A 25,053-nucleotide genomic window follows, 5' to 3' on the forward strand; every position below is an offset into this window, starting at 1 on the left:
ATTCGCGTTACCGACTATAGCGCGAATCGCTTGATATGCTCCCTTCTAAGACACATCTTGAGCTGTAAGATAGTGATGACGATTTTCGTTTTCTCTTGTTTTTCGGTCGGTCGTTTATTTTTTTGCAATATGAGCTTCTGGTTATCCGGATAGGATTTTAATTATCTGCCAGGTAAGATTTGATTCATCAATCGTCATTTGTTTAGGTATTGCCAGCAATACGTCCTGTGCGAAGGCGGAAGAATCGTTTAAATTGTAAACCTTAGGTTTGAAAGTTCGCAGATCATCGTGAGTGGAATGTTTGTTGAGTCGCTCTCTATCGCAGTGATTAGAGTGATTATCATTAATTATCAACGTTTTATGAGTTTTCTGATCAACCATGGTTTTCCCAAAGGTGGGTATTCGATTGGTTCCTGTTCGAGGTGTAAAAGTTGTGCTGAAAGGGTCTCCTCACCCATGGTCTCCAAACAACATCCTCAAGGAAAGGTTGTTTTTACCGCCTTACAAAAAGGACTTGGGGAACTGCGTCAGCAAGGTTTAATCAGCCGGGCCTTAAAGGAATGTGGCATGATCTATCAGCGAGTTTCGAATTGGAAAGTGACTAACTAAGCAATTGGTTTTTTATACGCATTATCATGAGTGAGAGGAACCGTGAAAAAAACGACAAAGGCCCTGCTGTGGTCGGCTTTGATTTTTCCAGGTTTGGGCCATTACTACTTAAAAAAATATTTGAGTGGCAGTGTATTACTAGGGCTCGCGCTTGCTGCTTTTTATTATTTGAGCCGTCAGGCAATTCAGAGAGCAACGCAAGTGAGCGAGCAAATTCTTAATGGGAGTGTGCCTTTGGATGCTGCTACGATTGCCAAGTTGGTGACTCAAGCTCCTACGGGAAGCGATGCAGTGATGTTAAATATTGCAACGCTGCTCTTAGGGGCATGTTGGCTGGTCGCGTTACTTGATATTTATCGCCTGCGGCGAAGTTTGTAATTTAGCGATAATGCTCCAACATTTTGTAGTACAGCATACCGATGGCTAAAGCTTGATTGCCAAACCACTGGTTGAGTGGGATCCGAAATTGCTTCATGGCACTAAAGGCGTCAAATTCGCTTAAATGACCACTGATCGCGTTAGCCATGATTTCACCCATGATATGGGAGGTGGCAAGCCCATGTCCGGAGTAGCCTTGGCAATAAAATACATGAGGTGATACTTTGCCTAACTGTGGTATTCGATTGAGCACGATACCCGCAGTACCAGTCCACTCAAACTCGATATCAATGCCTTTTAAGCGGGGGAAAGTATGCTCCAAGGCTGGCCTTAGCTCAGCGGCAACACTTTTTGAGTCTCGTCCAGAATAGTTGGTTCCACCACCAAACATCAGCCGCTTATCTGCGGTTAAACGATAGTAATCAAGAACAAAACGACAATCGTATACGGCGACATCATGCGGATTTATCAACTTCGCTAACTGGTCACCGAGTGGCACGGTTGCCATATTGCCTAAGGAGGCTGGAAACAGCAATCCTCGCAGCTGTTTACGGGCTAGGTGATGATAAGCGTTACCGGCAATTAGCACCGAGTCGGCGTTGATCCGTCCCTGCTCACAGACCACCGTGCAGGGCTCTGCTTCAATAATCTCAAGTACTTTACTGTGTTCGAATATCTGTACGCCTAAGTTTGCAGCAGCATGTGCTTCGCCGATACACAGATTGAGTGAATGTAGGTGCATGTTCCGTTTGTTTAAGAGACCGCCGTGATAAATCGACGAGCCCAAATAGTCGGGGATCTGTTCGGCATTCAATAATTGCATATCGTCGCCCATTCCGCGTTGTTCTGCCTGTTGAAACATAGCTTGCAATTCAGGGAGATGAGCGGGTTTATAAGCCGTTTGCAGGTGGCCATATTTTAGGTCGCAATCTATGCCGTATTTAGCGACCCGATCTTGAATGATTTGGTGACCTCGCCAGCGTAAGTTCCAGACGTATTTTTCGGCTTCTTCGCCAATCTGATGACGCAATTGCTTGGTCATGGCTTGATCCCCAGACAGACTGCCGGTGACTTGACCGCCGTTACGTCCGCTGGCTCCCCAGCCAATTTTATTGGCTTCAACTAGCGCCACTTTATAGCCTTTTTCGGCAAGCTCTAGTGCTGTCGCTATCCCCGTAAAGCCGCCGCCAATAATTGCAATATCTACTCTTAATTCCCCTGTCAATATGGGGTAGTTGGTTTCATGTTTGATGGTTGCCGAATAATAGGAATTACAGCGAGCTTGAGACATGACGAAACATCCTTGTGAGTAGCTTTCTATAGTGTGTTGTGCTGTCTATCTAAGTAAAAATCTAACATTGCTTGGGGATGTAAGTAAAATGTAAATAAAAATATAGAGTTTATGCTTGCTTGTTGGTTTTTTTGACTGTGGTTTGGAGTCTTGTTGGTTTAGGATCGGTGGAATATCTGGCTGACTTTAGCTGTCAGCAATACTGGAGATGGCGTATTCTATGTACTCTGACTAGCCCCCTCTCTCTAGGAACTGCACTGGCCTACATTTATTTATGTTTGTGATTGTTGAGGGATAAGCCGAACGGAAGCTGCTAGCATGCTTGGGAGCTCTGAATAGATTGGCGTCTTCCATTCTGCTAACTTTAGCCATTAGTTCTCACCTTGCAAAGGCAGCGACTCGTGTTTGCTGCCAAATTGAAATTTATTTTTGCCACGACGTTTCGCTTGATACATGGCTTGATCGGCGATGTGTAATAATTCATCCATGTTGTTAGCATGGTCGGGGAATAGCGCAATACCTAAACTTGCGCCAATCTCGTGGGATGTGGCTGCAACTTCGATGGGCTTAGATAATTTGTTGAGAACTTTGATTGCCATTAGCTCCGCTTCTTGAGGGGGCTCGGTGCAGAGTTCTAATCCTTGTAAAATCATGACAAATTCGTCACCACCAATGCGAGCGATAAAGTCGGTTTTTCTTAAGGTATGCCGCAATCTGTTGGCGGTTGCGGTTAATACTTGGTCGCCGCGGTGATGACCATAGTTATCATTAATGTCTTTAAATTTATTTAAATCGATGAAAATCAGCGCAACGCGACTCTGTTCAGCTTTGGCTTGGTTGATGGCTTTGGCTAACTTTTCTTCTAACTCAAGTCGATTCGGTAAACCAGTTAAGGTATCGATATGCGCCAACTTCATTAACTCATTTTCGGCATTCTTCTCTTCGGTGATATCACGTACCACCCCCATCATTTTTGCTACTTTGCCATTTTTATCGTTCACCACATTGCCCGTTTCACGGACCCAGTGAATACTGCTGTCGGGCCACACCACTCGATACTCTTCGTCGTGATTTTCGCCAGTTTCGATGCAGCGCTGTTCACCAGCTTTCACTCTTTCTCGGTCTTCGGGATGCACACTATTACAAAACAGTTGGTAACTAGGCTGTATTTCGCCGACTTTATACCCAAACATGGCATAAATTGCATCCGACCAATACAGTTGCTCGGTATTTACATCCCAGTCCCAAGTGCCGATACGGGCAAAGTATTGGCTACGTTTAAAACGTTCTACTTCTTCTGGTTGTGCTCGTCCCAATTGATCTGAGTGGAGTATATATAAGCGGTTACCGTCGGCTTGAATGATCAGTGTCAGTTCAAATTCTAAATGCTCATTTGTGGCTAACAAACCATAGCTTTGACGTGTTTGATTGGCTGCCAAGTGTTCAATGTTGGGAAGAATCGTGCTGATAGCCTGACCCATGGCCTTCGTCTTGATATTTAATAAATGAATGGATGGCTGATTCATATACAGGATCTGGCCCTGCTCACTGGTTAATATTAAACCTTCAGTTAGGCTGGCGAGAATACTTTCTTGACGCAGCTGTTGCTGTTTGAGTTTTCGGTAAGCACCGAAGCTAACAACAAGCAGCAAAGACATTAAACATAGAAATAAATAGGTCATAAACGCTTTATATTCCGTTAGTTAAGACTGCATTTATTGGAAGAGTTATGAACACATATTTTCAGTATGCTGCAGTATACCTGCTTTCTTCATTCTCGTTTTTACGGCTTGTGTGACACTTGCTAGTGAATTATTTGTCCCGTTATGCAAGCAATCTCTCCCTTGTTGAAATGATTGTGCTTATCGATGGACGTCATTTGTGAGCCTCGATTCAACAGCGTTCATGCTGTTGGAAATGACTGGTGAGTTTATCATGCATAAAGCTGCCTAATCGTTCGATGTTATTTACCGAAGGATAGTTGGGGCGCACCACAAAGGCGATTTCTCGATGGGGGCCTTTTTCATCGAGGCGCACCGAGGCCAGAGAAGGGCGATGTTGTACCAAGCTTTCTAAGGCCATTTGTGGCAACAAGGTGGTGCCCATTTTACTGACCACTAATTCGATCAGCGTATTTAGGCTAGTGCCACTGAGGCTATGGCCAGCATCTGATGAGATATTACAGGCCGACAGTACATGATCTTTTAAACAATGCCCTTCTTTGAGCAACATTAAATTAGATTGTTGCATTTCTTTGGCTCTGACCGTGGCTTGGGTGGTCATTTTATTGTCTTTATGAGCGATCCAATAAAAATCCTCTTGCCAGAATGGAAAGTGCAATAAGTTCTGACATGGATAGGGAAGCGCTAAAATCGCAGCATCGAGCTTACCGTTAGTGACTTCCGAGACCAATTGCTGAGACTGATCCTCTATTACGGTGAGTTCTAACTGTGGATAGGTTTCCAGCAACGAAGGCAATACTAAAGGGAGTAGATAAGGCGCAATGGTTGGGATCACGCCAATCGACATTGGCGTGCTTAGTGGGTTTTGAGTGGACTCGACTAGTTTGCCGATGTCGCCCATTTGCAATGAAATTGCTCGCGCTTTCTCTAGTAGTTGTTTTCCCAAGGGGGTGACCAGTACTTTTTTGTTGTCTCGCTCAAATACCTGAAAGCCAAGTTTACGTTCCATATCGGTGATGGCAGTGCTTAAGGCCGATTGAGAGACTGCGCAAGCATCGGCGGCATTCTTAAAATGCAAATGCTGTTCAATGGCTAGCGCGTAATGAATTTGCTTCAAGGAGATCATAGATATACCGCTCTCTATTTAAAATTTGAGTCACCAATACAGCGACCTTCAAGTGATTTGATGATTCACTATATTTTCAAATATTCAATATGCGTTCTAAAAAACAGAAGGTCAACTTCAATTTTTCCAACTGTAACCGAAGCTCGATCCGAGACATTATAGCTTCACTGCCAAGGCGGCAGACCAAATTAACTAATAACAACTCATTATGACTGGAGAAATTAAATGTCTGTAATTAACACTGAAATCAAACCTTTTAACGCAAGTGCTTTTAAACAAGGTGAATTCATCGAGGTAAGTGACGCGGATCTAAAAGGCAAATGGGCGGTCTTCTTCTTCTATCCAGCTGACTTTACCTTTGTTTGTCCAACTGAGCTAGGCGACGTGGCTGACTACTACGACGAATTTCAATCTCGTGGCGTAGAAATTTACTCGGTTTCAACTGATACCCACTTCACGCACAAAGCGTGGCACGATTCTTCAGAAACCATTGGTAAAATCCAATACACCATGATTGGTGACCCAAATGGCGCGATTACACGTAACTTTGAAGTCATGCGTGAAGCACAAGGCTTAGCTGACCGTGGTACCTTCATCGTTGACCCTGATGGCATCATCCAAGCGGTAGAAATCACTGCTGAAGGGATTGGCCGTAACGCTGAAGACTTACTGCGCAAAGTAAAAGCTGCCCAATATGTGGCTGCTCACCCAGGTGAAGTATGTCCAGCTAAATGGAAAGAAGGTGAAGCGACGCTTGCGCCATCTTTAGACCTAGTCGGCAAAATCTAATGAGTAATGATTCGCAGCCTTCGCGAATCAAGACGAGTCGGGGCCAGATGTTCGGCCCTGATAATTATTGAATTTGTTGCTTGAGCCAATAGGGCTTAACGACGCAAACATCAGGAGACTTATTGTGCTTACTCAACAAATCTTAGACGCTTTAAAACAATACACGGCATCCATGCAAAACAGCGTGAATCTTGTGATTCAAACTGGTCAGCATAGTAAACGACAAGAATTAGTGGACTATCTTACTGGGATCAGTGGTGTAAGCGAACAGCTTAGCATTGAACAGCGAGATACCCAGGGCGAGCTTCGCAGTCCACTTAGCTTTACCCTTGAAGCAGATGGAGAAGCCACTGGTATTCAATTTTCAGGTATTCCAGGCGGCCATGAATTTAATTCCTTGGTATTGGCTATTTTACATAGTTCTGGTACGGCGATTCGCTTAGATGAGCGTTTGAAGTCGACCATTGCCAACATCAGAGACAAATTACACTTTGAAGTTTTTGTTAGCCTAAGCTGTCATAACTGTCCTGAAGTGGTTCAGGCATTAAACCAATTTGCGCTGCTGAATCCGAACATTAGCAGTGAAATGATTGATGGTGGTTTATACCCCGATTTAATTAAGACTCGCGACATTCAAGGTGTGCCCTCGGTCTACCTAAATGGTGAATTATTTGCCAATGGTAAGGTGGATGCAGCCGAGCTAGTAGACAAGTTGTTAGCCTTATACCCAGAGGCAGCTAAAGGCAGCGCTGCTGAGGCGCTTCCTTTACAAGATGTCACGGTGATTGGCGGTGGCCCTGCGGGTGCTAGTGCCGCTATTTACAGTGCTCGCAAGGGCTTAAAGGTGACCTTAATAGCTGATCGTTTGGGCGGTCAGGTAAAAGATACGATGGGCATTGAAAACTTAATTTCGGTGTCTAAAACCACCGGCCCTGAGCTTGCAGGTGCCTTACAAGCACATATGAATGATTACGAGATCACCACCAAAGAACATATTCGAGTAACAGAGGTGATAGATCTAGGTGATCGTAAAAAGTTGCTATTGAGCACTGGTGAAGAAATTGAAACCAAAACGCTTATTTTAGCCACTGGTGCTCGCTGGCGTGAACTGGGCGTGCCGGGTGAGAAAGAAAACATCGGCAATGGCGTGGCCTACTGTCCTCACTGTGATGGCCCCTTCTTTAAGGGCAAAGATGTCGCAGTGGTTGGTGGCGGTAACTCCGGTATCGAAGCAGCACTCGATTTAGCCAATATCGTGAAATCGGTCACCGTGTTTGAATTTATGCCTGAACTGCGTGCAGACCAAGTGTTGGTAGATAAGGCAGAAGCTACCGCAAATATTCAAATTCGGCGTAATGTTGCCACCAAACAGGTGCTTGCAGAGAACGGTAAAGTTACCGCGCTTGAGTATCAAGAACGCGACGGTGGTGAAGTACAGCAGCAGCAGTTACAGGGCATTTTTGTGCAGATTGGACTGGTACCCAACAGTCAGTTTGTCAGCTCGGTGGTCGATACCACGGCGCGCGGTGAGATTATAATTGATGAAAAATGTCAAACTTCGGTCCCCGGGATCTATGCCTGCGGTGATGTGTCTACAGTGCCTTACAAGCAAATTGTAGTGGCTATGGGCGAAGGTGCTAAAGCTTCTTTAGCGGCCTTTGAATACTTACTCACTGCACCTAGTAGTGATGAAGAACAACAAAAACAAGTTGCATAAACACTCATTTCCCTGAGTCTTGGGCTGGCTTTGCCAGTCCTTTTTTTTGCCTGAGCAATGGGTAATAAGCAAATCTTTTGTTGAACATTGATTAGCAACTATTGGTGCTATGCAGTCGCGTAATTAAAAGAAACGCAATTGACCTTGGATGGAAAGCAACCCAATGATAAGCAGATAGATAAATAGCACCACCCAGTTATATGAACGAAAGTAAGAGTGCGGATCAGTTTGATAAATTAAGGTCGAACGATAAACAGTATACCCAGCCGCAATAGAACACCATGAAATGGCTAAATAATGCCCGGCTTCGATTGCTGTTGGCCATATTTCTAAAACTGAGTTTGCCAGGCAAATGACACCACCAAGCCATATCAGTCGCCCTAATATTTTCATTAAACTCTCCCTCCTTGCTTCGTCACACAACGAGCAACTAACTGATTATTAAACTTTTACTATGTATCAGTAGACTCGGACAATCAATAACAATGATTGACTACTGAATCATGCGAACACTTGTGTAAAGAAAGGATTCAACAAATGTGAAGAAACAATTGTTGATTAATCGGTGAAGCGTATAGAAAAAGGAGGGGAATCAGTGCTGGAGGAACAGCCAGCGAAGCGCCAAGGCCCTTCGCTGGTTTAAGTTTCGCGATGAATCGTCAAACTTAGCTGCCTAACAATAACTTGTCGTCGTCTAGCTCGGTATCATCGTTACGCGCCTTGGCAAACAGTTCTAGTAAGTCTTTTACTTCACTGTTAGCGCGGGTCTCGCCAGATAAATCAAACACAATTTTGCCTTCATGTAGCATGATGGTGCGCGAGCCATAATCCAATGCTTGACGCATCGAATGGGTCACCATCATCACCGTCAGTTGCTTTTCGGCAATAATTTGTGAAGATATATCCATGATCAAGGCCGCCGTTTTTGGATCGAGTGCCGCGGTATGTTCATCCAATAGCAGGATACTGCTGGGTTGCAAGGCCGACATCAGCAAACTTACCGATTGTCGTTGACCACCCGATAACAAACCCATTTCGGCATCTAAGCGATTTTCTAGACCTAGATTAAGACGACTCAACTGCTCGCGAAACAATTTGCGCAAGGATGAGTTGAGCGCTGTACTCAGCTTGCCACGACTGCCCCTCCCGTAAGCCAAAGCCATGTTTTCTTCAACCGTGAGCGTACCACAGGTGCCGGCCAAGGGATCTTGAAATACTCGGGCAATATCTTTGGTGCGTCCAGTGGCCGGTAGGGAAGTCACATTGCGTTCATCGAAAAATATCTTGCCCTTGTGGGAAGATACGTCTCCAGCAATGGCATTGAGCAAGGTTGACTTACCTGCACCGTTAGAGCCAATCACGGTTACAAATTGACTTTGAGGAATGGTTAAATCGATGCCCCTCAATGCCAGTTTTTCGGTGGGTAAACCGCGATTAAAGGTAACGTGTAAATTTTCACAAAGGATCATTGGCTGGCCTCCTTGGCGCGTTTGGCTTTCCACTCGTTACGTAACTGCGGAAAGATTAAGGCAAGTCCAACTAACACCGCGGTAATCAGGTTTAAGTCGGAGGCGGTGAAGCCAAGGAAATCAGCGTTTAAGGCCATCGATACCGCCACCCGATAAAGTAACGAGCCAACAATACAGCTCAATATAATCACTAACATTGAGCGGCTGGCAAACAAGGATTGACCAATAATCACTGCCGCTAAACCCACCACAATGGTACCAATGCCCATGGTGGAATCAGCAAAGCCGTTGGTTTGGGCGAATAGGCCGCCAGCTAAGCCAACTAAGCCATTGGATAATGCCAAGCCCACATAGACTTTTTCTTTCACCACTATCCCATTGGCTTGTGCCATGCGGGGATTAGCCCCGACTGCACGCATGGCTAGGCCATATTGGGTATTTAAAAACCAAGCGACAGCGATGCCAGCAAGTACCGCGCATACTGCGACAAAAATCACCTTGAGATACATGTTATCCAGGCCCAAACCTTCAAAAGGTGTGAGCACCGTTGGTTCCATAATCAAGGCGACATTTGGTTTGCCCATCACCCTCAGATTAATGGTGTATAGGGCGGTCATGGTAAGAATACTGGCCAGCAAGTGTAAAATGTTAAAACGCAAGTTGAGCCATGCCGTAACTAAACCGGCACAAGCTGCCGCAAGGGTTCCAATGAGTGTGGCGAGGTAGGCATTTACCCCCATCACAATCAGTGAAGCGGTGACTGCCGCACCTAAGGTAAAACTACCGTCTACGGTGAGATCGGGAAAGTCTAAAATGCGGAAAGTCAAATAAACACCGATGGCGACCAACCCAAAGATAAAGCCGATCTCAAGGGTGCCTAAAAATGCAAACATTGACATTATATGGCCTTATTATTTGAAGATCTTATTGGCGCGCTTAAGCACACTCGCCGGAACCTCAATCCCCATGCGTTGGGCGATTTTAGGGTTCACATAAAGATCGGTGCCTTCGGCCATTTTTACATCGATGTTGCCAGGTTTTTCGCCTTGCAAGATGCGTAATACAATTTCACCAGTTTGACGGCCTAAGTCGGTGTAGTTATAACCGACAGCTGCAACTGCACCTCGCTCTACCGAAGCTGTATCTGCGGCAAATACTGGGATTTTTGCGTCGATCCCTACTTTTACTACCGATTCAAAGGCGCTAATAATGGTGTTGTCGGTGGAGCAGTAGATGGCATCAGCTTTACCCACAAGTTGTTTGCTGGCGATCATCACGTCTGAAGATTTAGGTGCAGCCGATTCGATCACTTCGATACCCATGGCAGTAGCGGCTTCGGTCATCGCTTTTACAATTGCCACAGAGTTTGCTTCGCCTGGATTGAAAGGAATACCCAAACGTTTGATATTAGGCATAAATTCTTTGATTAGTTCGAGCTGTTGTTGAACGTTAACCATGTCGCTTAGGCCAGTCACATTGCCACCGGGTTTGATTAGGCTAGGGACAACTTTTGCACCAATTGGGTCGGTGACAACCGAAAATACCACCGGAATGTTTTGACTGGCACTCACTGCGGTTTGCGCTGAGGGGGTGGCGATGGCCACGATGACATCGGGTTGGTCGCCTACCATTTTACGAGCAATTTGCGAAGCAATTGCTGGTTGACCTTGGGCGCTTTCATAGGTGAATTTAAGTGCATCACCGCTGTAGCCATTTTCTGCCAAGTATTCTTTCACGCCATCGCGTACGGCGTCTAAGGCTGGGTGTTCAACAATGGCGGTGGTGGCAACATATACCTGTTTCGCTTGAAGGGGGATACAGATCATTGCAGCGGAAAGCAGCATGGTTTTAAGCGCAGCATGTAGCTTCATCAATTCGTCCTTTTTAATTGTATTTGCGTTGTATTTGCATAGCTCGCTAGTGTACTCCACCGTTTAAGCGCTGCAAACCGCTAGTCTCTTTAAACTGCCAGCTAGACCGTGATTAAGCACATTTTGTGGTGATTATTCATGTTTAGTTGCGCAAATGGTGACTGTTCGAGCTTAATAAAGGGTCTCATTTTTTAGATTAAGTTGTGGTTATTGCTATTATTGTTGGTTTTATCAACTGGGTGGTGGTTTCATTGCCTTAGTTTTATGCGACATTTTGTGGAATAAACCGTATAAAATTTATATCATTTAATGATTAAATTTGGGCTCATCATTGCCAATAGCTGTGGATTGTTAGCCCGCCAACTCGTGACCATAAGATAACCAAGCCTTGAATCGATATTTCTCCCTTTTTCGCCCTTTTGTATGGTGGCTGCTACTACTTGTTTCTAGCTCGGTGTTTGCCGATGGTAATCTCACCATTGAGTCATTTAGTAAGGCAAAGCGCTTATTACTTGAAAAGGTCTATGTTGAGCCTTCCGACAGGAAGACCCTGTATTGTGAAGCTCGGTTTGATAGTCAACGCAAATTGACGCTGGATCGAGGTTTCTCAAGTCCAAAATATAAAAATCGCTTGGCTAAATACGAAACTGAGCACGTGGTGCCAGCAGAAAATTTTGGCCGTAGTTTTGTGGCGTGGCGGGAAGGTCATCCTTTGTGTGTTAACTCAAAGGGCAAAGCCTATAAAGGGCGAAAATGTGCTGAAAAGGTTAATGCTGAGTACCGTTTGATGCAGGCTGATCTGTATAATTTGTTCCCAGCGATTGGTGCGGTGAATGCCAGTCGCTCTAATTATAACTTCACTCTACTTAGCAGTAATGCTTCCAGTTTTGGCTCTTGTGATATGCGGATCAAAAATCGCAAGGTTCAGCCTCCGGAGTCTGCGCGCGGACAAATTGCCAGAAGTTACTTATATATGGAAGCGAGTTACCCCAAATATAAGATGAGCGCGAGTCAACGACAGTTAATGCAAGCCTGGAATAAGCAATATCCAGTCAGTGCTTTTGAATGTAAACGCGCAGCAAGAATTCAACAAGTGCAGCACAATGTGAACCCGGTATTGCACAAGCTATGTGGTTGATTAACCAAGTGCATCACCATCAGAGTAATTCAGGCTAAAGGTTTTGCTCTGATTGCTTAAGAGTTGATGCTGACAGCAGCATGATAAGCGGATATTGATATAGCAAAGCAGTCGCATGGCTTAGTGGCAAAGCTCTGTTAATAAGCCGGGGTGTTGGTAGCTTAAGGCGTAGCCGAGCTTACCCAGATGTTTTTTCTTGCCTTTACAAAGTAATTGCTTAAAGCGTTTAGAGCTCTGTTTGTTCCAAGCTTTTTTTTGTCCCAGTTGTTGGGCGCTGTAGTGGCTTTGGGCGATGACTTTATCGGGTGCATAGGCCAGCATCTGTCTTGCAACTTGTTCTATTTTAGCGAGATAGTAGTCGCTATCGCTTAAACGAGCGGGGTCAATGGAGATGTCTTCTGCCAGCGTTTGCCCCCAATGAAATTCTAGAAAATTAATTGGAGTTGCCTGTGTTTTATCCCAGCCTATGCCATTGGCAAAATAGACTAGGGAGCGAAAAGCTTGGTTGGCTAAAAATTGCCGACCCACATGTTTTGGCATGTCTTGATAATCTATTGCTGCGCCCTTAACACTAAACTGCCAACTATTGTTACTATTAGCGAGATCTTGCCAAAATTGCGCCATTGGAGTTTCGGTTTGGATGCTTGGCTTTGACCAATTCTCTTGAATTTTTACCAGTACCGGCATGTTTGCACCTCCTCTGCGCATATCCATAAAAGTGCTAAAGGTATGGTGACCATCGGTCAGGTAAAGTTGGCCGTCGGGTGCGACGATGGCTGTTTTTACATCACTGGAGCGGCTGACTAATGCTTGTGAGCAGCTGAAGCTAGCTGGCTGCAAAGGGGAAGACTGTGCATTCCATTTTACTTTGTTGCTGCTTGCCCCATAAGACTCACAAATTTCTTGATACATCTTTTGTGGTTCGGCTTGGTAGCGCCCCAATTTGTAATTCACTTGGTCATGGCCAATTAGCGCCTGAGTGGGACGTAAATCCCCAAGCTTAATCCAGCGAAATTGGCCTTTTTCAAAGTCGAATGGTTTGGTTTGTAGATCGGTTTTAAGCGAAGCTAAATAGGGATCACTCTCGCTTATTTTTGCTTGGCAAGCGGTGCTTAATAAGGCCGCAAACAAAGCAATGGCAAGCCCCCATGGGGCGTGTGATTTTGGTGAAATCAATACCATGGTGTAATCTCCATTCCTTTTAAGCCAAGTAAGTTACCGATTTTTAGTGAGGCAAGTATTCTAAGCTCTGTTGATATTCTAATGATGTGTTATTAATCTGATTTTTTAATTGGGCGGGGCCTACCATTGCTGTCGATGGCGACATAATTGAAGGTAGCATGGCAAACTTGGAAGCGTTCACCAACATCATCTTCTTTCACTTGGCGGATCCAGACTTCAAGATCGATAGACATTGAGGTTCGGCCTATTTTACTGCACTCACCATAACAGCACACCACATCGCCCACTTTCACCGGTTTTTCAAAGGTGATACTGGAAACCGACACGGTGACTATCCGGCCATTGGAAATTTCTTTGGCTAAAATACCACCCGCTAAATCCAATTGAGACATGATCCAGCCGCCGAAAATATCGCCATTGGCATTGGTATCTGCAGGCATGGCCAAGGTTCGGAGTAATAATTGCCCTTTTGGAGCACTAACTTTCTGATTCATGTTCTAATCGCCACAATAACAAATAAGTAATTAAGCAAACTGCTGGTCTGCTGTTGAAAAATACTATTATATCAAAAATATAAGCAAACTCACGGAGTGCATAAGTAGAAGATTTAGAGGCTGCAGCATGAACTAAATTGACTTAAATAAGGCTGTATACGGCTCTAAAAGTATATGTTTTCACAACTTACTCTGGTCTTTTTCAAACTTATTCTACAATCGCCTCCATGTCATGGCTATTTTAAGTATTACTTATAATGGTTGATGTTCTTGCTGTTGCTTGTTCTATGATTGGATTAATCAAAAGTAGAAGACTCTGATTGGCAATCCCTTCACAGCTGTCTAGACTATCAATAGGTGGCTTGGCTTGCTTGAACGCAAAATATAAGTCTACGGATCGTCGGGGGAAATATGTTTTTTAATAAGCGACTGTTGAAAGAAAACCGGAAGTTAACTGAAGAACTCCAGATGCTTAAACAAGCGCGTGCTGGTCTTGAAGAAGGAATGTTGAGAATATCACTGGATGAAAAGGGGCGTGTGACTTCGGTGAATAAAAGGTTTGAACAAGAACTTGGCTTGAGGCAAGGGGATCTTATTAATAAGCACATTACCGACCTGGTGCCAGATCAAGCGAAAAACACTGAACATTACAAGCGAATGAAGCAAGCAATTGAGCAAGCGGTGCATTGGGATGGCGCGCTGCAAGTGAACAAGGGCAATGCTGAAGAGGCTTGGCTGCGAGCTATTTTAGAACCGATTAAAAATAGTAGTAACAAGCTAACTCATTATAGCTTATTTGCTTCAGCCTTAACTCGAACTATTCAAATGTCGCGCGAACAAGAAGACATGCTGAATGCCTTAAATCGTTCCGCTGCGGTCATCGAATTTTCTATTGATGGTGTGATATTAAAGGCAAATGATAATTTTCTAAGCGCAATGGGATATACCAACGCACAAATAGTGGGTAAACATCATCGTATTTTTTGTAGCTCTGAAGAATCAAATTCTCTAGAGTACCAATCGTTTTGGAGAGGCTTGGCGAGTGGCCAATTTGTATCGCAGCGCTTTAAGCGGCTTGATAGCCAGGGGCAAACCGTGTGGTTAGAGGCCTCGTATAATCCAATCCACAACGATAGGGGAGAACTTTATAAGGTTGTAAAGTTCGCCACTGTGATTACTGATCAAGTGATTCAAGAACAATCAGCAGCCGAAGCGGCTCAATTAGCCAATGAAGTGTCAGAGAAAACTGGACATCAAACATCTCAAGGACAACAGGTGATTAAGGCTACCAATCAGAGGATGCAGGAGCTTGCAGAGTACATGAGTGAAGCGAACACCGGTATTGCCGCCTTAAATGATCATTCTCAAAAAATTAGTGAATTGGTGAACAGTATCAGTGGTATCGCCGATCAAACAAACTTACTGGCACTGAATGCGGCGATTGAAGCCGCGCGCGCTGGAGAGCAGGGGCGTGGGTTTGCTGTTGTTGCAGATGAAGTTCGCCAACTAGCATCGAGAACGAATACCACGACCGAAGAAATTGTGATGATGGTTTCAGAAAATCTCAAACGAACTGGCGACGCGGTTAATTTGATTTCTCAATGTGAATTGAAGGCTAGCGAAGCACTAGAGTTATCGACTGAAGCTGGACAGATGATGGAAGATATTCAAAGTGGCGCGCAACAAGTGGTAGATGTAGTGAGTCAGTTTAACCAGAGACTCTAGGGCGTGGTTTTTGAATAGGGCCATAGCGAGAATTCTCACTCATTGGCTAGGGACTTGTTTCAACAAACAACAAGCTAACATTGATTGTTTATAGAGCTCTGACAGCGTGGTAACTGACCTTATGCTGCTCTAGAAATGTCAGCGACTTTTGCTGATTTATCGAGCAAATAATGCTTTTAAATCAAACTTTATTGGCGACAAGATTAATAGTGTTTAATTTATGTTTTTGTCATTTACCCATTAAAGGGCTAAATAGTGAGTGAACAAGCGGAGATTTTTCTGAGTACGAAAAGTCGTCAGGTAAAATTGAATGACGTTGCACATGAAGCCGAGTTCAATGCCTTTTTAAGTGATAACGCGCTGCAAGCTGGCAGTATTCTTCATGCAAGTTCACCTTACATTGTTCGCTCAAGCGGGAGTAGCGCACCTAGCGATTTAATGCAGCAATGCCGCCAGCTGCAAACTGTCCCTTCTTGTCACCGTCGCTCGTTAGCCAATGTAAATGCTCAGCTAGGCAGCGACATAACACTTGGGGTGGCCGAGTTATTTGACCTGCTGATTACTCCTGCAGCCAGCAAGCTGAATCAATGGCTGGATGAAGAAAAGGTTAATTTTGCGAGTGCAGGTGTAGGGTTACTAGAGAATCGAGGCGCGGCTTTAGAGAACAGCTTGAAAGTTTACGAAACAAGTTAAATGGCGGTGAGAGCCGGGCACCAAGCTTAGTTACCTAAAATACAGATGATGAAATTAGAGTCTAGTGCTCGTACAGCATGGAAGTCTCTTAATGAAGTCTTTAGCACTGAACTAACTAAAGCTACAGTAGTTATGGTCTGCTGGTGCTGCTTTGCTCTTATCTATAGCTACATGGTTGATATGGAATTAGAGCGCTTATTCACTTGTTGGCAGAACGGATCTTAGTCACAATAAACTTGCTGATTCCCCTTTCATACTTTAGAGGTCGTTATGAAAATCAAACCCGAAGTCGATCTGCATTTACATACCATCGCCAGCACCCATGCTTATAGTACCCTGCACGACTATGTTCATTATGCCAAACAGAATGGCATTAAGATGTTTGCGGTAAGCGACCACGGGCCAGACATGACCGATGCCCCTCATGAGTGGCACTTTATCAATTGCGCCTTGTTTCCTCGGGTCGATCAGGGCATTGGCATTCTTCGCGGCATTGAAGCCAATATCAAATCGCCAGCGGGAGAAATTGATTGTAATGAGCGCATGCGGGCTCAATTGGACATCATTTTATGTGGTTTTCATCAGGAAGTGTTTCAACCGAAGTCCATTTATATCAACACCGAAGCCATGCTTAATACCATCAAAAATGGGCTGGTGAATGTCATCACCCACCCGGGCAACCCCAGCTTTCCTATCGATGCTGAAGCCATTGTCAAAGCGGCGGCGGAATATAACGTAGCCTTGGAAATTAATAACAGTTCGTTTATTCATTCTCGTAAGGGCAGCGAAGCCAATTGTGAACGGATCATTCAACTGGCTAAAAAACACGATGCGCCTTTAAGTATTGGTTCAGATGCGCACATCGCCTACGACATAGGCCGCTTCGATAAAGCCTTGGGGCTACTAGAGGCGAACGCCTTTCCTGCCGAGCGGATCATTAATCGCAGCATGTTGTCGCTACTGGATCATTTAGCCGATAAGGGAAAAGCGCTTCATCAAGAATTTGCCGACTTACTAAGCTAAGTGAGGATCCGCATTTGTATGAAAACACTTTGCAGTGCGATATACGCCGATGAAGCCTAACGGGCACCGTTTAGACCTGATTTATAAGCTAAACGGGGGCGTCCAATACAAAAAACCTTGCTTAAGCGAAGTAGTTTTTACCGTGGATGCCCATACTAGCTGCTCTAAGCAAGTCATTGCTAAAATAGTTTTCCCGATTGCTATTGACTTATTTGTTATTTAATTTTACCGTGTTCCTTCATTTCTGTTTTGACAGTAAAAGGAACAAACTGTGAGTGAACAAGCGGAGATTTATCTTAGTACTCGGAGCCGTCAGTTAAAGCCTGCTGATTTTGCGAGTGAAGCAGAGTTTAATACATTCTTAAATGATAATTCTTTGCAATCTGGTGGCTTTCTGCATGCAGGAACGCCTTATGTTGTTCGCTCAAGCGGAAGCAGCACTCCTACCAATTCAATGCAGCAATGCAGACAACTGCAAACTATCCCTTCTTGTCACCGTCGCTCGTTAGCCAATGTAAATGCTCAACTAGGTAGCGACATAACACTTGGATTAGCCGAGCTGTTTGACCAGCAGATTGCGCCTGCGGCCAGTAGACTCAATCAATGGGTGAATAAAGAAAAGGTTAATTTTGCGAGTGCAGGTGTAGGGTTACTAGAGAATCGAGGCGCGGCTTTAGAGAACAGCTTGAAAGTTTACGAAAGAAGTTTAATGGCGGTGAGAGCCGGGCACCAAGCTAAGTTACCTAAAATACAGATGATGAAATTAGAGTCTAGTGCTCGCACAGCATGGAAGTCTCTTAATGAAGTCTTTAGCACTGAACTAACTAAAGCTACATCGGTGGTTAAAGCGCGTAAAGGAACTGTGCTTAATAATGCTACTCGTGGAATTAATAAAGCTAAAAGTGCACGTACGGATGCGCCAATTAGAGTGACAAACGTTAAAGAGCTACAAAGCCTAAAACGGATGTCATTGGGGCTAAAAGGAGCTGGTCGTCTTCTTCTCGGTTACGATATATATAGACGAGGTAAAATCGTGCAGGCGGATTTTGAACAAGGTAAAGATTGGCAGAAAACTGCGGTAGTTCAAACTGCAGGCTTGTCTATAAGCTTTATTGCTGGAGCTTTAACAGCAAAGGCTGTGGCTGCTGCAGCTATCACTATCGGCTTAACTGCTACGCCTGTAGGGTGGGTAATTGCAATTGGTATTGGCATTGGAGCGACTTATTTGGCGGCTGTAGCCGGAGATGATTTTGGAAAAAATTTAGCCAAAGACGTTTATGAGCGAAATGGAACCTTTAACCGTATTCCAAGGTCATTGTAATGGAACATACCGCTTTAACTTTTGCAGATTGGGCTCAACTGTTCGGGGGGCTTTGCTGGGTATCAACAATGATAGCTTGGCTGGCTTTTTCTAGAAAGTGCATGGTGAGGCTTGAGCGGGAGTTTAAAACGCAAGGCATAAGTAGGGTAGATTGGGATGGACCTGGTTTTAGGGTGCTTAGCTACGCAACAGTTATTCTGTTCAAAACAGAAAGGATGAATGACTCTAATTATCAGTTTGTTCCTGTTAGAGAAACTAGAAGGTTAGCAACAAGGCTAGATTGGTACTTGGCTTTATGGTTATGGTCTTCTGGTATTGGTTTGCTTCTATCTATAGCTACATGGTCTATATGGAGTTAGAGTCACTAATTTTTATAGATATGCTTAAGTTTTTTTCATGATTGCTTTTGTGTCGTCAATGGTTGCTTGGTTGTCGAGTATTCTTTCCAGAACTTCTACAAAAATAGTCAGTGAGCAGTTGAATTAAGAATAACGATTGTTGCTGTGGCAGGCGATGATTTAGGCAAATTTAGCCAAAGACGCCCATGAGCATAATGGTATATATAGCCGTATTCCAAGGACTTTATGATGGAGCATGCCCCTTCAATCTACGCAGATTGGATACAGTTATTTTTTCTGATGCTTGGAGTATCAGCAATGATAGCTTGGCTATTAAGTGCAAAGCTCACCATGCGACGAATAGAACCTGAATTGATAAAGCAGGGCTTCAGTTGTGGAAGCTGGGATGGACCTGGTTTTCGGGTATTGAGTTATGCAACGATTATTTTGTTTCAAACAAAATTGCTTAATGACAGTAATTATCCTTTCGTTCCAGTGAGTGCTACCCGTAAGCTAGCGACGAAAAAAGACTGGTACATATCACTGTGGCTTTGGTGCTCATTAGTAGGAATGGTAATCCTAGTGTTCCTTTATTGAAACTTGTTGTTATGACTAAAAGGTTAATTTTGCGAGTGCAGGAGTTGGGTTACTAGAGAATCGAGGCGCGGCTTTAGAGAACAGCTTAAAAGCTTACGAAAGAAGTTTAATGGCGGTGAGAGCCGTGCACCAAGCTAAGTTACCTAAAATACAGATGATGAAATTAGAGTCTAGTGCTCGCACAGCATGGAAGTCTCTTAATGAAGTTTTTAGCACTGAACTAACTAAAGCTACATCGGTTGTTAAAGCGCGTAAAGGAACGGTGCTTAATAATGCTACTCGTGGAATTAATAAAGCTAAAAGTGCACGTACGGATGCGCCAATTAGAGTGACAAACGTTAAAGAGCTACAAAGCCTAAAGCGGATGTCATTGGGGCTAAAAGGAGCTGGTCATCTTCTTCTCGGTTACGATATATATAGACGAGGTAAAATCGTGCAGGCGGATTTTGAACAAGGTAAAGATTGGCAGAAAACTGCGGTAGTGCAAACAGCGGGTTTATCGATGGGATTTTTAGCAGGAGCTGCCGCTGCCAAAGCTGTGACTGCTGCAGCTATCGGCCTAACTGCTACGCCTGTGGGGTGGGTTATTGCCATCTGTATAGGTATTGGAGCGACATATTTAGCGGCACTTCAGGGTGACAAGTGGGCGCAATATGGAGTCTCAAAACTTTATGATAGGGAAGGCGTGTTTAATTATGTGCCGAGGTCGCTTTAATGATAGCTGTATCTGATTGGCTACTTTTAGCTTTTTTTATTTTTGCTATTTCGATGATGATAGCGTGGTTAGTTTTCTCAAATATGACTATGAAAAGGATAGAACGAGAATTTAATCAATTAGGTATTGAAAGGGTTGACTGGGATGGGCTTGGATTCCGCGTGCTGAGTTATGCCACGATTATTTTATTTAAAACAGAAAGAATGAATGATCAAAACTATCAATTTGTCCCAGTAAGCGCTACACGTAAATTAGCCGCAAAAAGAGATTGGTACTTGGCTTTATGGCTTTGGGGATCTGCAATAGCAATGTTAGGTATATTACTAGTTTTATCCATCTTTTTCTCTGAGTTAGTGGCTGACATATAGCACTTTGTTATAGCTGATGATGTACTTATTGGGTGTTTCTTCATTTATTGGCTGTGGTGTATTTATGCTTTCAGTTATGTTGGCATGGTTGTGCTTTGCGCGAATAAGTATGCCTAGGACAGCGAGTTAAAGTAGACATCCATGATAAAAAACACAAACGTAGCCAAAGAAGACACCCATTCCAACAGTCAAAGAGGACACCCATTCCAACTAACTAAATACTGATAGCAGTCTAAACAGGAGTCAGTATATGGGACATAAACGAACGACCAGTTTAAGTTGCGAACGCAAATAACCATCAATAACCATGACACCCATCCGAACAAGCGAAACTTCATTAATAACTTCAATTATCAATAGTGATTTATTTGGGGGAACTATCGTTATACCTCAGTCAAGAAGCTCACAAGTGAGCTGATCGGATACACCTTACTATCATTGTGTTCGACGGCTTTTTTGTGTGGCAAAGGCCTGCAAATGGGCCAAAGCTATGAGCATCGTCGGCAGTGTTTTTATCATGGATGTCTACTTAAAGAAGTACATTAATAAACTTGCTGGATCTAACTTGACCCAGCGGGGGTGACCATATAAGTTCAAATACCTCGTGACTACTGATTAAAATAATTATATACATAATACTCAATAGTAATTGATGGGTTAATAATGAATCCTTTTATAAAAAAATTGCAGCATAGAGCATCCCATAATGACAACGTGGTGCTAGTCGACATTGCTAGCGCTAAGCAAATTCTAGCATCAGAGCTACTACAATCAGCCTATGATGTAGCGGGAAAACTATTGTCTTTAGGCGCCAAAAGAGGCGATTTCATCGTTGTAACTATGTCTGCATCATATGAATATTACAGCCTTCTGTATGGCTGTTTTATTTCAGGAATTATCCCCAGTTTAATCGATCCCAAGCAAAGCAAAAAAAATTTAGTTACTTGTATCGATGAGTTAAAACCAGTGCTGTGGATTAGCAACCAAGACATCCCCGAATTTAAAACAACCACTATGAATGAGCTATATAAGGCACCAGCAAGCCCCGTTTTTAACGATAAACCAGCCTTAGATTCGGCTTGCATGTTGCTATACACAACAGGAACAACCGGTATACCTAAAGGAGTACCGTGGACACTAGAGCAACTAGAATCCCAAGCAATGGAACTCAAACACTTTCATAAGCAAGTCAACTGCGAGTTCGTGTTATTCCCGTATTTAGCGTTGGCTTGTATTTATAATGACAAGAAAGCCATCATTCCAAATACAAGGACCACTCAGCCAAACTTGATGTCTATAGAAAGCATATTCTTTCAAATGAAAACATATGGGAGTGACTATATATTTGCCTCACCTGCATTTTGGATTAGGCTTACACAATACTGTCAAAGAACACAGCATCAGCTTGACTTCATCAAGATAATTTCAACAGCAGGCGCATCTTTAAACTTAGTCATGCTACAGAGGCTTTCAGATACCATGACCTGCGGCGAGATCTACATCCCCTATGCGAGCACAGAAGCCTTACTTCCTGTCACTCAAATAGAATTCAAAGACTTTAAAGCCTTATCTTTAGAAAAAACCTTATATAACAAAGGAATACCTTTGGGTAAACCATGCCAAGGCATAAATGTTGCTGTAATCGAAAGTAACAACGATTCAGCATATCCCAAGCGCCTAAACAGCAATACAATAGGCGAGCTAATCGTTTCAGGCCAACGAATAACCAAAAAATATTTCAGAAGAAAAGATATAACGCAGTCATCAAAAGTAAACTTAGAAAATAGCACCGAAATTTGGCATAAAATGGGAGATTTAGGGTATATAGATGACACGGGTATGGTTTGGCTCATGAGCAGAAAAAAATATTCCTTTGAATCAATACACGGCCTATTTTGTCCAGACGCCATAGAACAATGCCTGAATATCCATGGCAATTGTCTATCTAGTGCGGTGGTTTATCATAAAGAGCGAGATATAGTCAGCCTCATCATTCCTCAACAAGAACATCAGCAAGTTAAACAAGAGTCTCTTAAGCTAAAGCTTAAAGAAATCGGATACCCCAATAGTCAGATACTATTTTACCCTTCACTATTACCTAGCGACTCTCGCCATAACAGTAAAGTTAACCGAGAGGCTTTAGAACAGTGGATCGAAGATAACGAGCTATACGAAAAATATAAGGATTTAGCATGAAGCCACTAAGCTTTCCTGCTCAACTGGACTATTACTTAAGCGCTGTTTCATGCCGAGACTCTTTAGTTAATTCACTTAAGGACATTATTAGGCCATACAAACATGGCAATATCTTAGATTGTTCTGTGGGTACAGGCTTTGGGATCATCGACTTAATAGATTCAGGATACAAAATAACATGCTCTGATGCTTGTGAAAACATGATATCCCGCTTCAATAAAAATGCTCAAACAACGAGTGTAAAGACATCTCCCTTAAAAATAAAATGGCAAGAATTAGGGGATAAGCTACCAGAGCTATTCGAACTGATTTTATGCAGAGGCAACTCCATCGTCTATTCAGATATGTGGGACAAAGATAACCAAAGCGCCAACGTAAAAGAAATGAAAGATTCTATCAAAGGCATTTTCAAGTCCATTAAAAGTGGGGGGTGCTTGTATATTGACATACCTTCAGATAAATACCTTAACTATGAACACCCAATAAGCATTAGTCATGATGAAACCGAAGTGAACTGCCTTCCGGTTAATGTAAGGGAGACCATCATCCATGATAAAAGCACCAAAAAAAGAAAATGGGAGGTAGAAATGACTATTGCAGGTGATATCTATAGCTTTACTCGATACTCGCATTTGATAGCAGAAGAGGAATTTAAGCAAATGCTAGTGGAAGCCGGTTTTAAAAGAATAGCTAGAATTGATGCCAGTAAATACAGAGAGCATTATTGTGAGTTTATTGCCTATAAATAAGGCTAATGGTTTTTAGCGATCCAAGAAGAAACCCGATTCAACGATTCAAGAACGATTTAAGAAGACACCCACCCCAACTAACGAAACGCTTATAATAGTCTAAACTATCAATAGTTATTTGTTTGGGGAGTTATCATCATGCCTCGGCCAAGACGCTCGCAGGTGAGCTTATCGGATACACCCTACTATCATTGTGTTTCTCGCTGTGTTCGACGGGCGTTTCTGTGTGGCGAAGACCAACAAACCGGCAAAAGCTATGAGCACCGCCGCCAGTGGGTCGAGGATTATCTACTCAAATTAGCGTCGGTGTTCGCGATTGATGTTTGGAACGATTTAAGAAGACACCCACCCCAACTAACGAAACGCTTATAATAGTCTAAACTATCAATAGTTATTTGTTTGGGGAGTTATCATCATGCCTCGGCCAAGACGCTCGCAGGTGAGCTTATCGGATACACCCTACTATCATTGTGTTTCGCGTTGTGTTCGGCGGGCGTTTCTGTGTGGCGAAGACCAACAAACCGGCAAAAGCTATGAGCACCGCCGCCAGTGGGTCGAGGATTATTTACTCAAATTAGCGTCAGTGTTCGCCATTGATGTTTGTGCTTATGCTGTCATGAGTAACCACTCGCATGTTGTATTGCATATCGATAGGGCTCAAGCAGAAGCTTGGTCAATGGATGAAGTCTTAAAACGCTGGCATAGCTTGCATCAGGGCACCTTACTGACTCAGATGTATCTCAACCTTGAGTTACGACCGCAGTTAGATGAAGTGCAACTGCAGGCCATTCGCGCCACCGCCGAAGTGTACCGGACTCGCCTGTATGATTTAAGCTGGTTTATGCGCCATTTAAACGAACACATTGCGCGAGCCGCCAATCAAGAAGACCAATGTACCGGTCGATTTTGGGAAGGGCGCTTTAAATCCCAAGCGCTTTTGGATGAAGCCGCCCTCATAGCGTGTATGGCTTACGTAGACCTAAACCCCATCAGAGCCAAGATGGCGAGTACACCAGAGGGCTCCGCTCATACCAGCGTACAGCGACGAGCAAAAGCCGCTCAGCTAAAACAAGCCCAGGCAACAAACCTGTTTCCCTTTGTGGGTAACCCAAGAGAGCCGATGCCCCAAGGCTTACCCTTTGAGCTAAAAGACTATCTTGAGTTAGTCGATATGACCGGACGCATGGTAAGAGAAGATAAACGAGGTGACATCGACAGTGGAGAAAGTTCCATCATCCAACGCTTAGGGATAAATGAAGCGCAGTGGCTGACTTTAAGCGGTGAGTTTGAACGGCACTTTTCTGGCGCTGTTGGTCAAGAGCGCTTGCTTAGAGAATATCATCAGCATATGGGGCATCAACGAACGGCCGGTTTAAGTTGCTGCAAACGTTTGCTAAATCGCGCTTAAGCGCGAGCTTGCTTTCGAACTATGTCTGAACCATCAGCTTTGCTGAGGCGTGTATTGTTTCAAAAATCAACGAAATGAGCCATTTTTGCAAACTTACCCGTTAATTGGCATGAGAACAGCCAGAGGACTAAATGATTGCAGTGGTGTTCACTTCACTAACGTTGTTACTGTCTT

At 43.7% G+C, this 25,053-nt stretch carries 24 protein-coding genes and 1 pseudogene; 16 read left to right on the forward strand and 9 right to left on the reverse strand.

What is annotated here, in order from left to right; genetic code table 11:
* Positions 1–288: 288 nt before the first annotated feature.
* Both ACRRSX_RS03715 and ACRRSX_RS03720 read left to right on the forward strand, forming a co-directional pair.
* Positions 289–609: a hypothetical protein gene (locus ACRRSX_RS03715; RefSeq protein ID WP_432454563.1), complete on the forward strand. Its 321-nt coding sequence runs from the start codon at positions 289–291 to the stop codon at positions 607–609.
* A gap of 42 nt (positions 610–651) precedes the next feature.
* Positions 652–987: a hypothetical protein gene (locus tag ACRRSX_RS03720; protein WP_432454562.1), complete on the forward strand. Its 336-nt coding sequence runs from the start codon at positions 652–654 to the stop codon at positions 985–987.
* 1 nt (position 988) lies between these two features.
* Here ACRRSX_RS03720 and ACRRSX_RS03725 read toward each other — a convergent pair whose 3' ends face one another.
* The 3 genes from ACRRSX_RS03725 to ACRRSX_RS03735 form a co-directional block, all read right to left on the reverse strand.
* Positions 989–2,278 carry an NAD(P)/FAD-dependent oxidoreductase gene (locus tag ACRRSX_RS03725; RefSeq protein ID WP_432454561.1) on the reverse strand — a complete coding sequence of 430 codons (1,290 nt, stop codon included), beginning with the start codon at positions 2,276–2,278 and terminating at the stop codon, positions 989–991.
* Positions 2,279–2,649: 371 nt separating this feature from the next.
* Complete coding sequence (locus tag ACRRSX_RS03730; RefSeq protein ID WP_432454560.1) at positions 2,650–3,960, reverse strand: diguanylate cyclase domain-containing protein; 1,311 nt, start codon at positions 3,958–3,960, stop codon at positions 2,650–2,652.
* Between the two features lie 211 nt (positions 3,961–4,171).
* On the reverse strand, positions 4,172–5,086 hold the full coding sequence (locus ACRRSX_RS03735) for a hydrogen peroxide-inducible genes activator (protein WP_432454559.1): 915 nt from the start codon (positions 5,084–5,086) through the stop codon (positions 4,172–4,174).
* A gap of 225 nt (positions 5,087–5,311) precedes the next feature.
* Here ACRRSX_RS03735 and ahpC point away from each other — a divergent pair, with 225 nt between their 5' ends.
* Together ahpC and ahpF are read left to right on the forward strand one after the other, a co-directional pair.
* Complete coding sequence (gene ahpC / locus ACRRSX_RS03740; protein ID WP_432454558.1) at positions 5,312–5,875, forward strand: alkyl hydroperoxide reductase subunit C; 564 nt, start codon at positions 5,312–5,314, stop codon at positions 5,873–5,875.
* Positions 5,876–5,999: 124 nt separating this feature from the next.
* Positions 6,000–7,592 (forward strand): alkyl hydroperoxide reductase subunit F, encoded by a 1,593-nt coding sequence (gene ahpF, locus ACRRSX_RS03745; protein ID WP_432454557.1) that lies wholly within the window; start codon positions 6,000–6,002, stop codon positions 7,590–7,592.
* Between the two features lie 123 nt (positions 7,593–7,715).
* Here ahpF and ACRRSX_RS03750 read toward each other — a convergent pair whose 3' ends face one another.
* The 4 genes from ACRRSX_RS03750 to ACRRSX_RS03765 form a co-directional block, all read right to left on the reverse strand.
* Positions 7,716–7,985 (reverse strand): hypothetical protein, encoded by a 270-nt coding sequence (locus ACRRSX_RS03750; protein WP_432454556.1) that lies wholly within the window; start codon positions 7,983–7,985, stop codon positions 7,716–7,718.
* 272 nt (positions 7,986–8,257) lie between these two features.
* Positions 8,258–9,061, reverse strand: a complete 804-nt coding sequence (locus tag ACRRSX_RS03755; protein ID WP_432454555.1) for an ABC transporter ATP-binding protein — start codon at positions 9,059–9,061, stop codon at positions 8,258–8,260.
* Positions 9,058–9,960, reverse strand: a complete 903-nt coding sequence (locus ACRRSX_RS03760; protein WP_432454554.1) for an ABC transporter permease — start codon at positions 9,958–9,960, stop codon at positions 9,058–9,060. The genes ACRRSX_RS03755 and ACRRSX_RS03760 overlap by 4 nt, the downstream gene beginning before the upstream one ends.
* A 12-nt stretch (positions 9,961–9,972) precedes the next feature.
* The gene (locus ACRRSX_RS03765; RefSeq protein ID WP_432454553.1) at positions 9,973–10,932 is read right to left on the reverse strand and encodes an ABC transporter substrate-binding protein; all 960 of its coding nucleotides are present in this window, start codon (positions 10,930–10,932) and stop codon (positions 9,973–9,975) included.
* A 388-nt stretch (positions 10,933–11,320) separates the two neighbouring features.
* Here ACRRSX_RS03765 and ACRRSX_RS03770 point away from each other — a divergent pair, with 388 nt between their 5' ends.
* Positions 11,321–12,070, forward strand: a complete 750-nt coding sequence (locus ACRRSX_RS03770) for an endonuclease (protein ID WP_432454552.1) — start codon at positions 11,321–11,323, stop codon at positions 12,068–12,070.
* A gap of 120 nt (positions 12,071–12,190) precedes the next feature.
* Here the strand turns inward: ACRRSX_RS03770 and ACRRSX_RS03775 are convergent, their stop codons facing one another.
* Together ACRRSX_RS03775 and yciA are read right to left on the reverse strand one after the other, a co-directional pair.
* Positions 12,191–13,252 carry a ParB/Srx family N-terminal domain-containing protein gene (locus ACRRSX_RS03775; protein ID WP_432454551.1) on the reverse strand — a complete coding sequence of 354 codons (1,062 nt, stop codon included), beginning with the start codon at positions 13,250–13,252 and terminating at the stop codon, positions 12,191–12,193.
* 92 nt (positions 13,253–13,344) lie between these two features.
* Positions 13,345–13,746, reverse strand: coding sequence for an acyl-CoA thioester hydrolase YciA (yciA, locus tag ACRRSX_RS03780; RefSeq protein WP_432454550.1), 402 nt, complete (start codon positions 13,744–13,746; stop codon positions 13,345–13,347).
* A gap of 411 nt (positions 13,747–14,157) precedes the next feature.
* Between yciA and ACRRSX_RS03785 the strand changes: the two genes are divergently transcribed.
* The 11 genes and pseudogenes from ACRRSX_RS03785 (at position 14,158) to ACRRSX_RS03835 (ending at position 24,879) form a co-directional block, all read left to right on the forward strand.
* Positions 14,158–15,471, forward strand: a complete 1,314-nt coding sequence (locus tag ACRRSX_RS03785) for a methyl-accepting chemotaxis protein (RefSeq protein WP_439022893.1) — start codon at positions 14,158–14,160, stop codon at positions 15,469–15,471.
* 255 nt (positions 15,472–15,726) lie between these two features.
* Complete coding sequence (locus ACRRSX_RS03790) at positions 15,727–16,164, forward strand: hypothetical protein (protein WP_432454549.1); 438 nt, start codon at positions 15,727–15,729, stop codon at positions 16,162–16,164.
* Positions 16,165–16,440: 276 nt separating this feature from the next.
* Positions 16,441–17,187, forward strand: a complete 747-nt coding sequence (locus ACRRSX_RS03795; RefSeq protein ID WP_432456102.1) for a phosphatase — start codon at positions 16,441–16,443, stop codon at positions 17,185–17,187.
* Positions 17,188–17,458: 271 nt separating this feature from the next.
* Entirely contained in the window at positions 17,459–18,508 is a 1,050-nt protein-coding gene (locus ACRRSX_RS03800; RefSeq protein ID WP_432454548.1) for a hypothetical protein, read from the forward strand.
* Entirely contained in the window at positions 18,508–18,867 is a 360-nt protein-coding gene (locus ACRRSX_RS03805; RefSeq protein ID WP_432454547.1) for a hypothetical protein, read from the forward strand. Before ACRRSX_RS03800 ends, ACRRSX_RS03805 begins: the two co-directional genes overlap by 1 nt.
* 685 nt (positions 18,868–19,552) lie before the next feature.
* On the forward strand, positions 19,553–20,158 hold the full coding sequence (locus ACRRSX_RS03810) for a hypothetical protein (RefSeq protein ID WP_432454546.1): 606 nt from the start codon (positions 19,553–19,555) through the stop codon (positions 20,156–20,158).
* Positions 20,158–20,526, forward strand: a complete 369-nt coding sequence (locus tag ACRRSX_RS03815; protein WP_432454545.1) for a hypothetical protein — start codon at positions 20,158–20,160, stop codon at positions 20,524–20,526. The genes ACRRSX_RS03810 and ACRRSX_RS03815 overlap by 1 nt, the downstream gene beginning before the upstream one ends.
* A 663-nt stretch (positions 20,527–21,189) precedes the next feature.
* A complete protein-coding gene (locus tag ACRRSX_RS03820; protein ID WP_432454544.1) occupies positions 21,190–22,722 on the forward strand; it encodes an AMP-binding protein in 1,533 nt (510 codons plus the stop codon).
* Positions 22,719–23,471 carry a hypothetical protein gene (locus tag ACRRSX_RS03825; protein WP_432454543.1) on the forward strand — a complete coding sequence of 251 codons (753 nt, stop codon included), beginning with the start codon at positions 22,719–22,721 and terminating at the stop codon, positions 23,469–23,471. The genes ACRRSX_RS03820 and ACRRSX_RS03825 overlap by 4 nt, the downstream gene beginning before the upstream one ends.
* Positions 23,472–23,609: 138 nt before the next feature.
* A pseudogene (locus ACRRSX_RS03830) lies at positions 23,610–23,795 on the forward strand (transposase); the annotation flags it as partial.
* Positions 23,796–23,886: 91 nt separating this feature from the next.
* The gene (locus tag ACRRSX_RS03835) at positions 23,887–24,879 is read left to right on the forward strand and encodes a transposase (RefSeq protein ID WP_432454542.1); all 993 of its coding nucleotides are present in this window, start codon (positions 23,887–23,889) and stop codon (positions 24,877–24,879) included.
* The last annotated feature ends 174 nt before the right edge of the window (positions 24,880–25,053 follow it).

Source organism: Agarivorans sp. QJM3NY_30 (assembly GCF_050870855.2).
Classification (GTDB): Bacteria; Pseudomonadota; Gammaproteobacteria; order Enterobacterales; family Celerinatantimonadaceae; genus Agarivorans.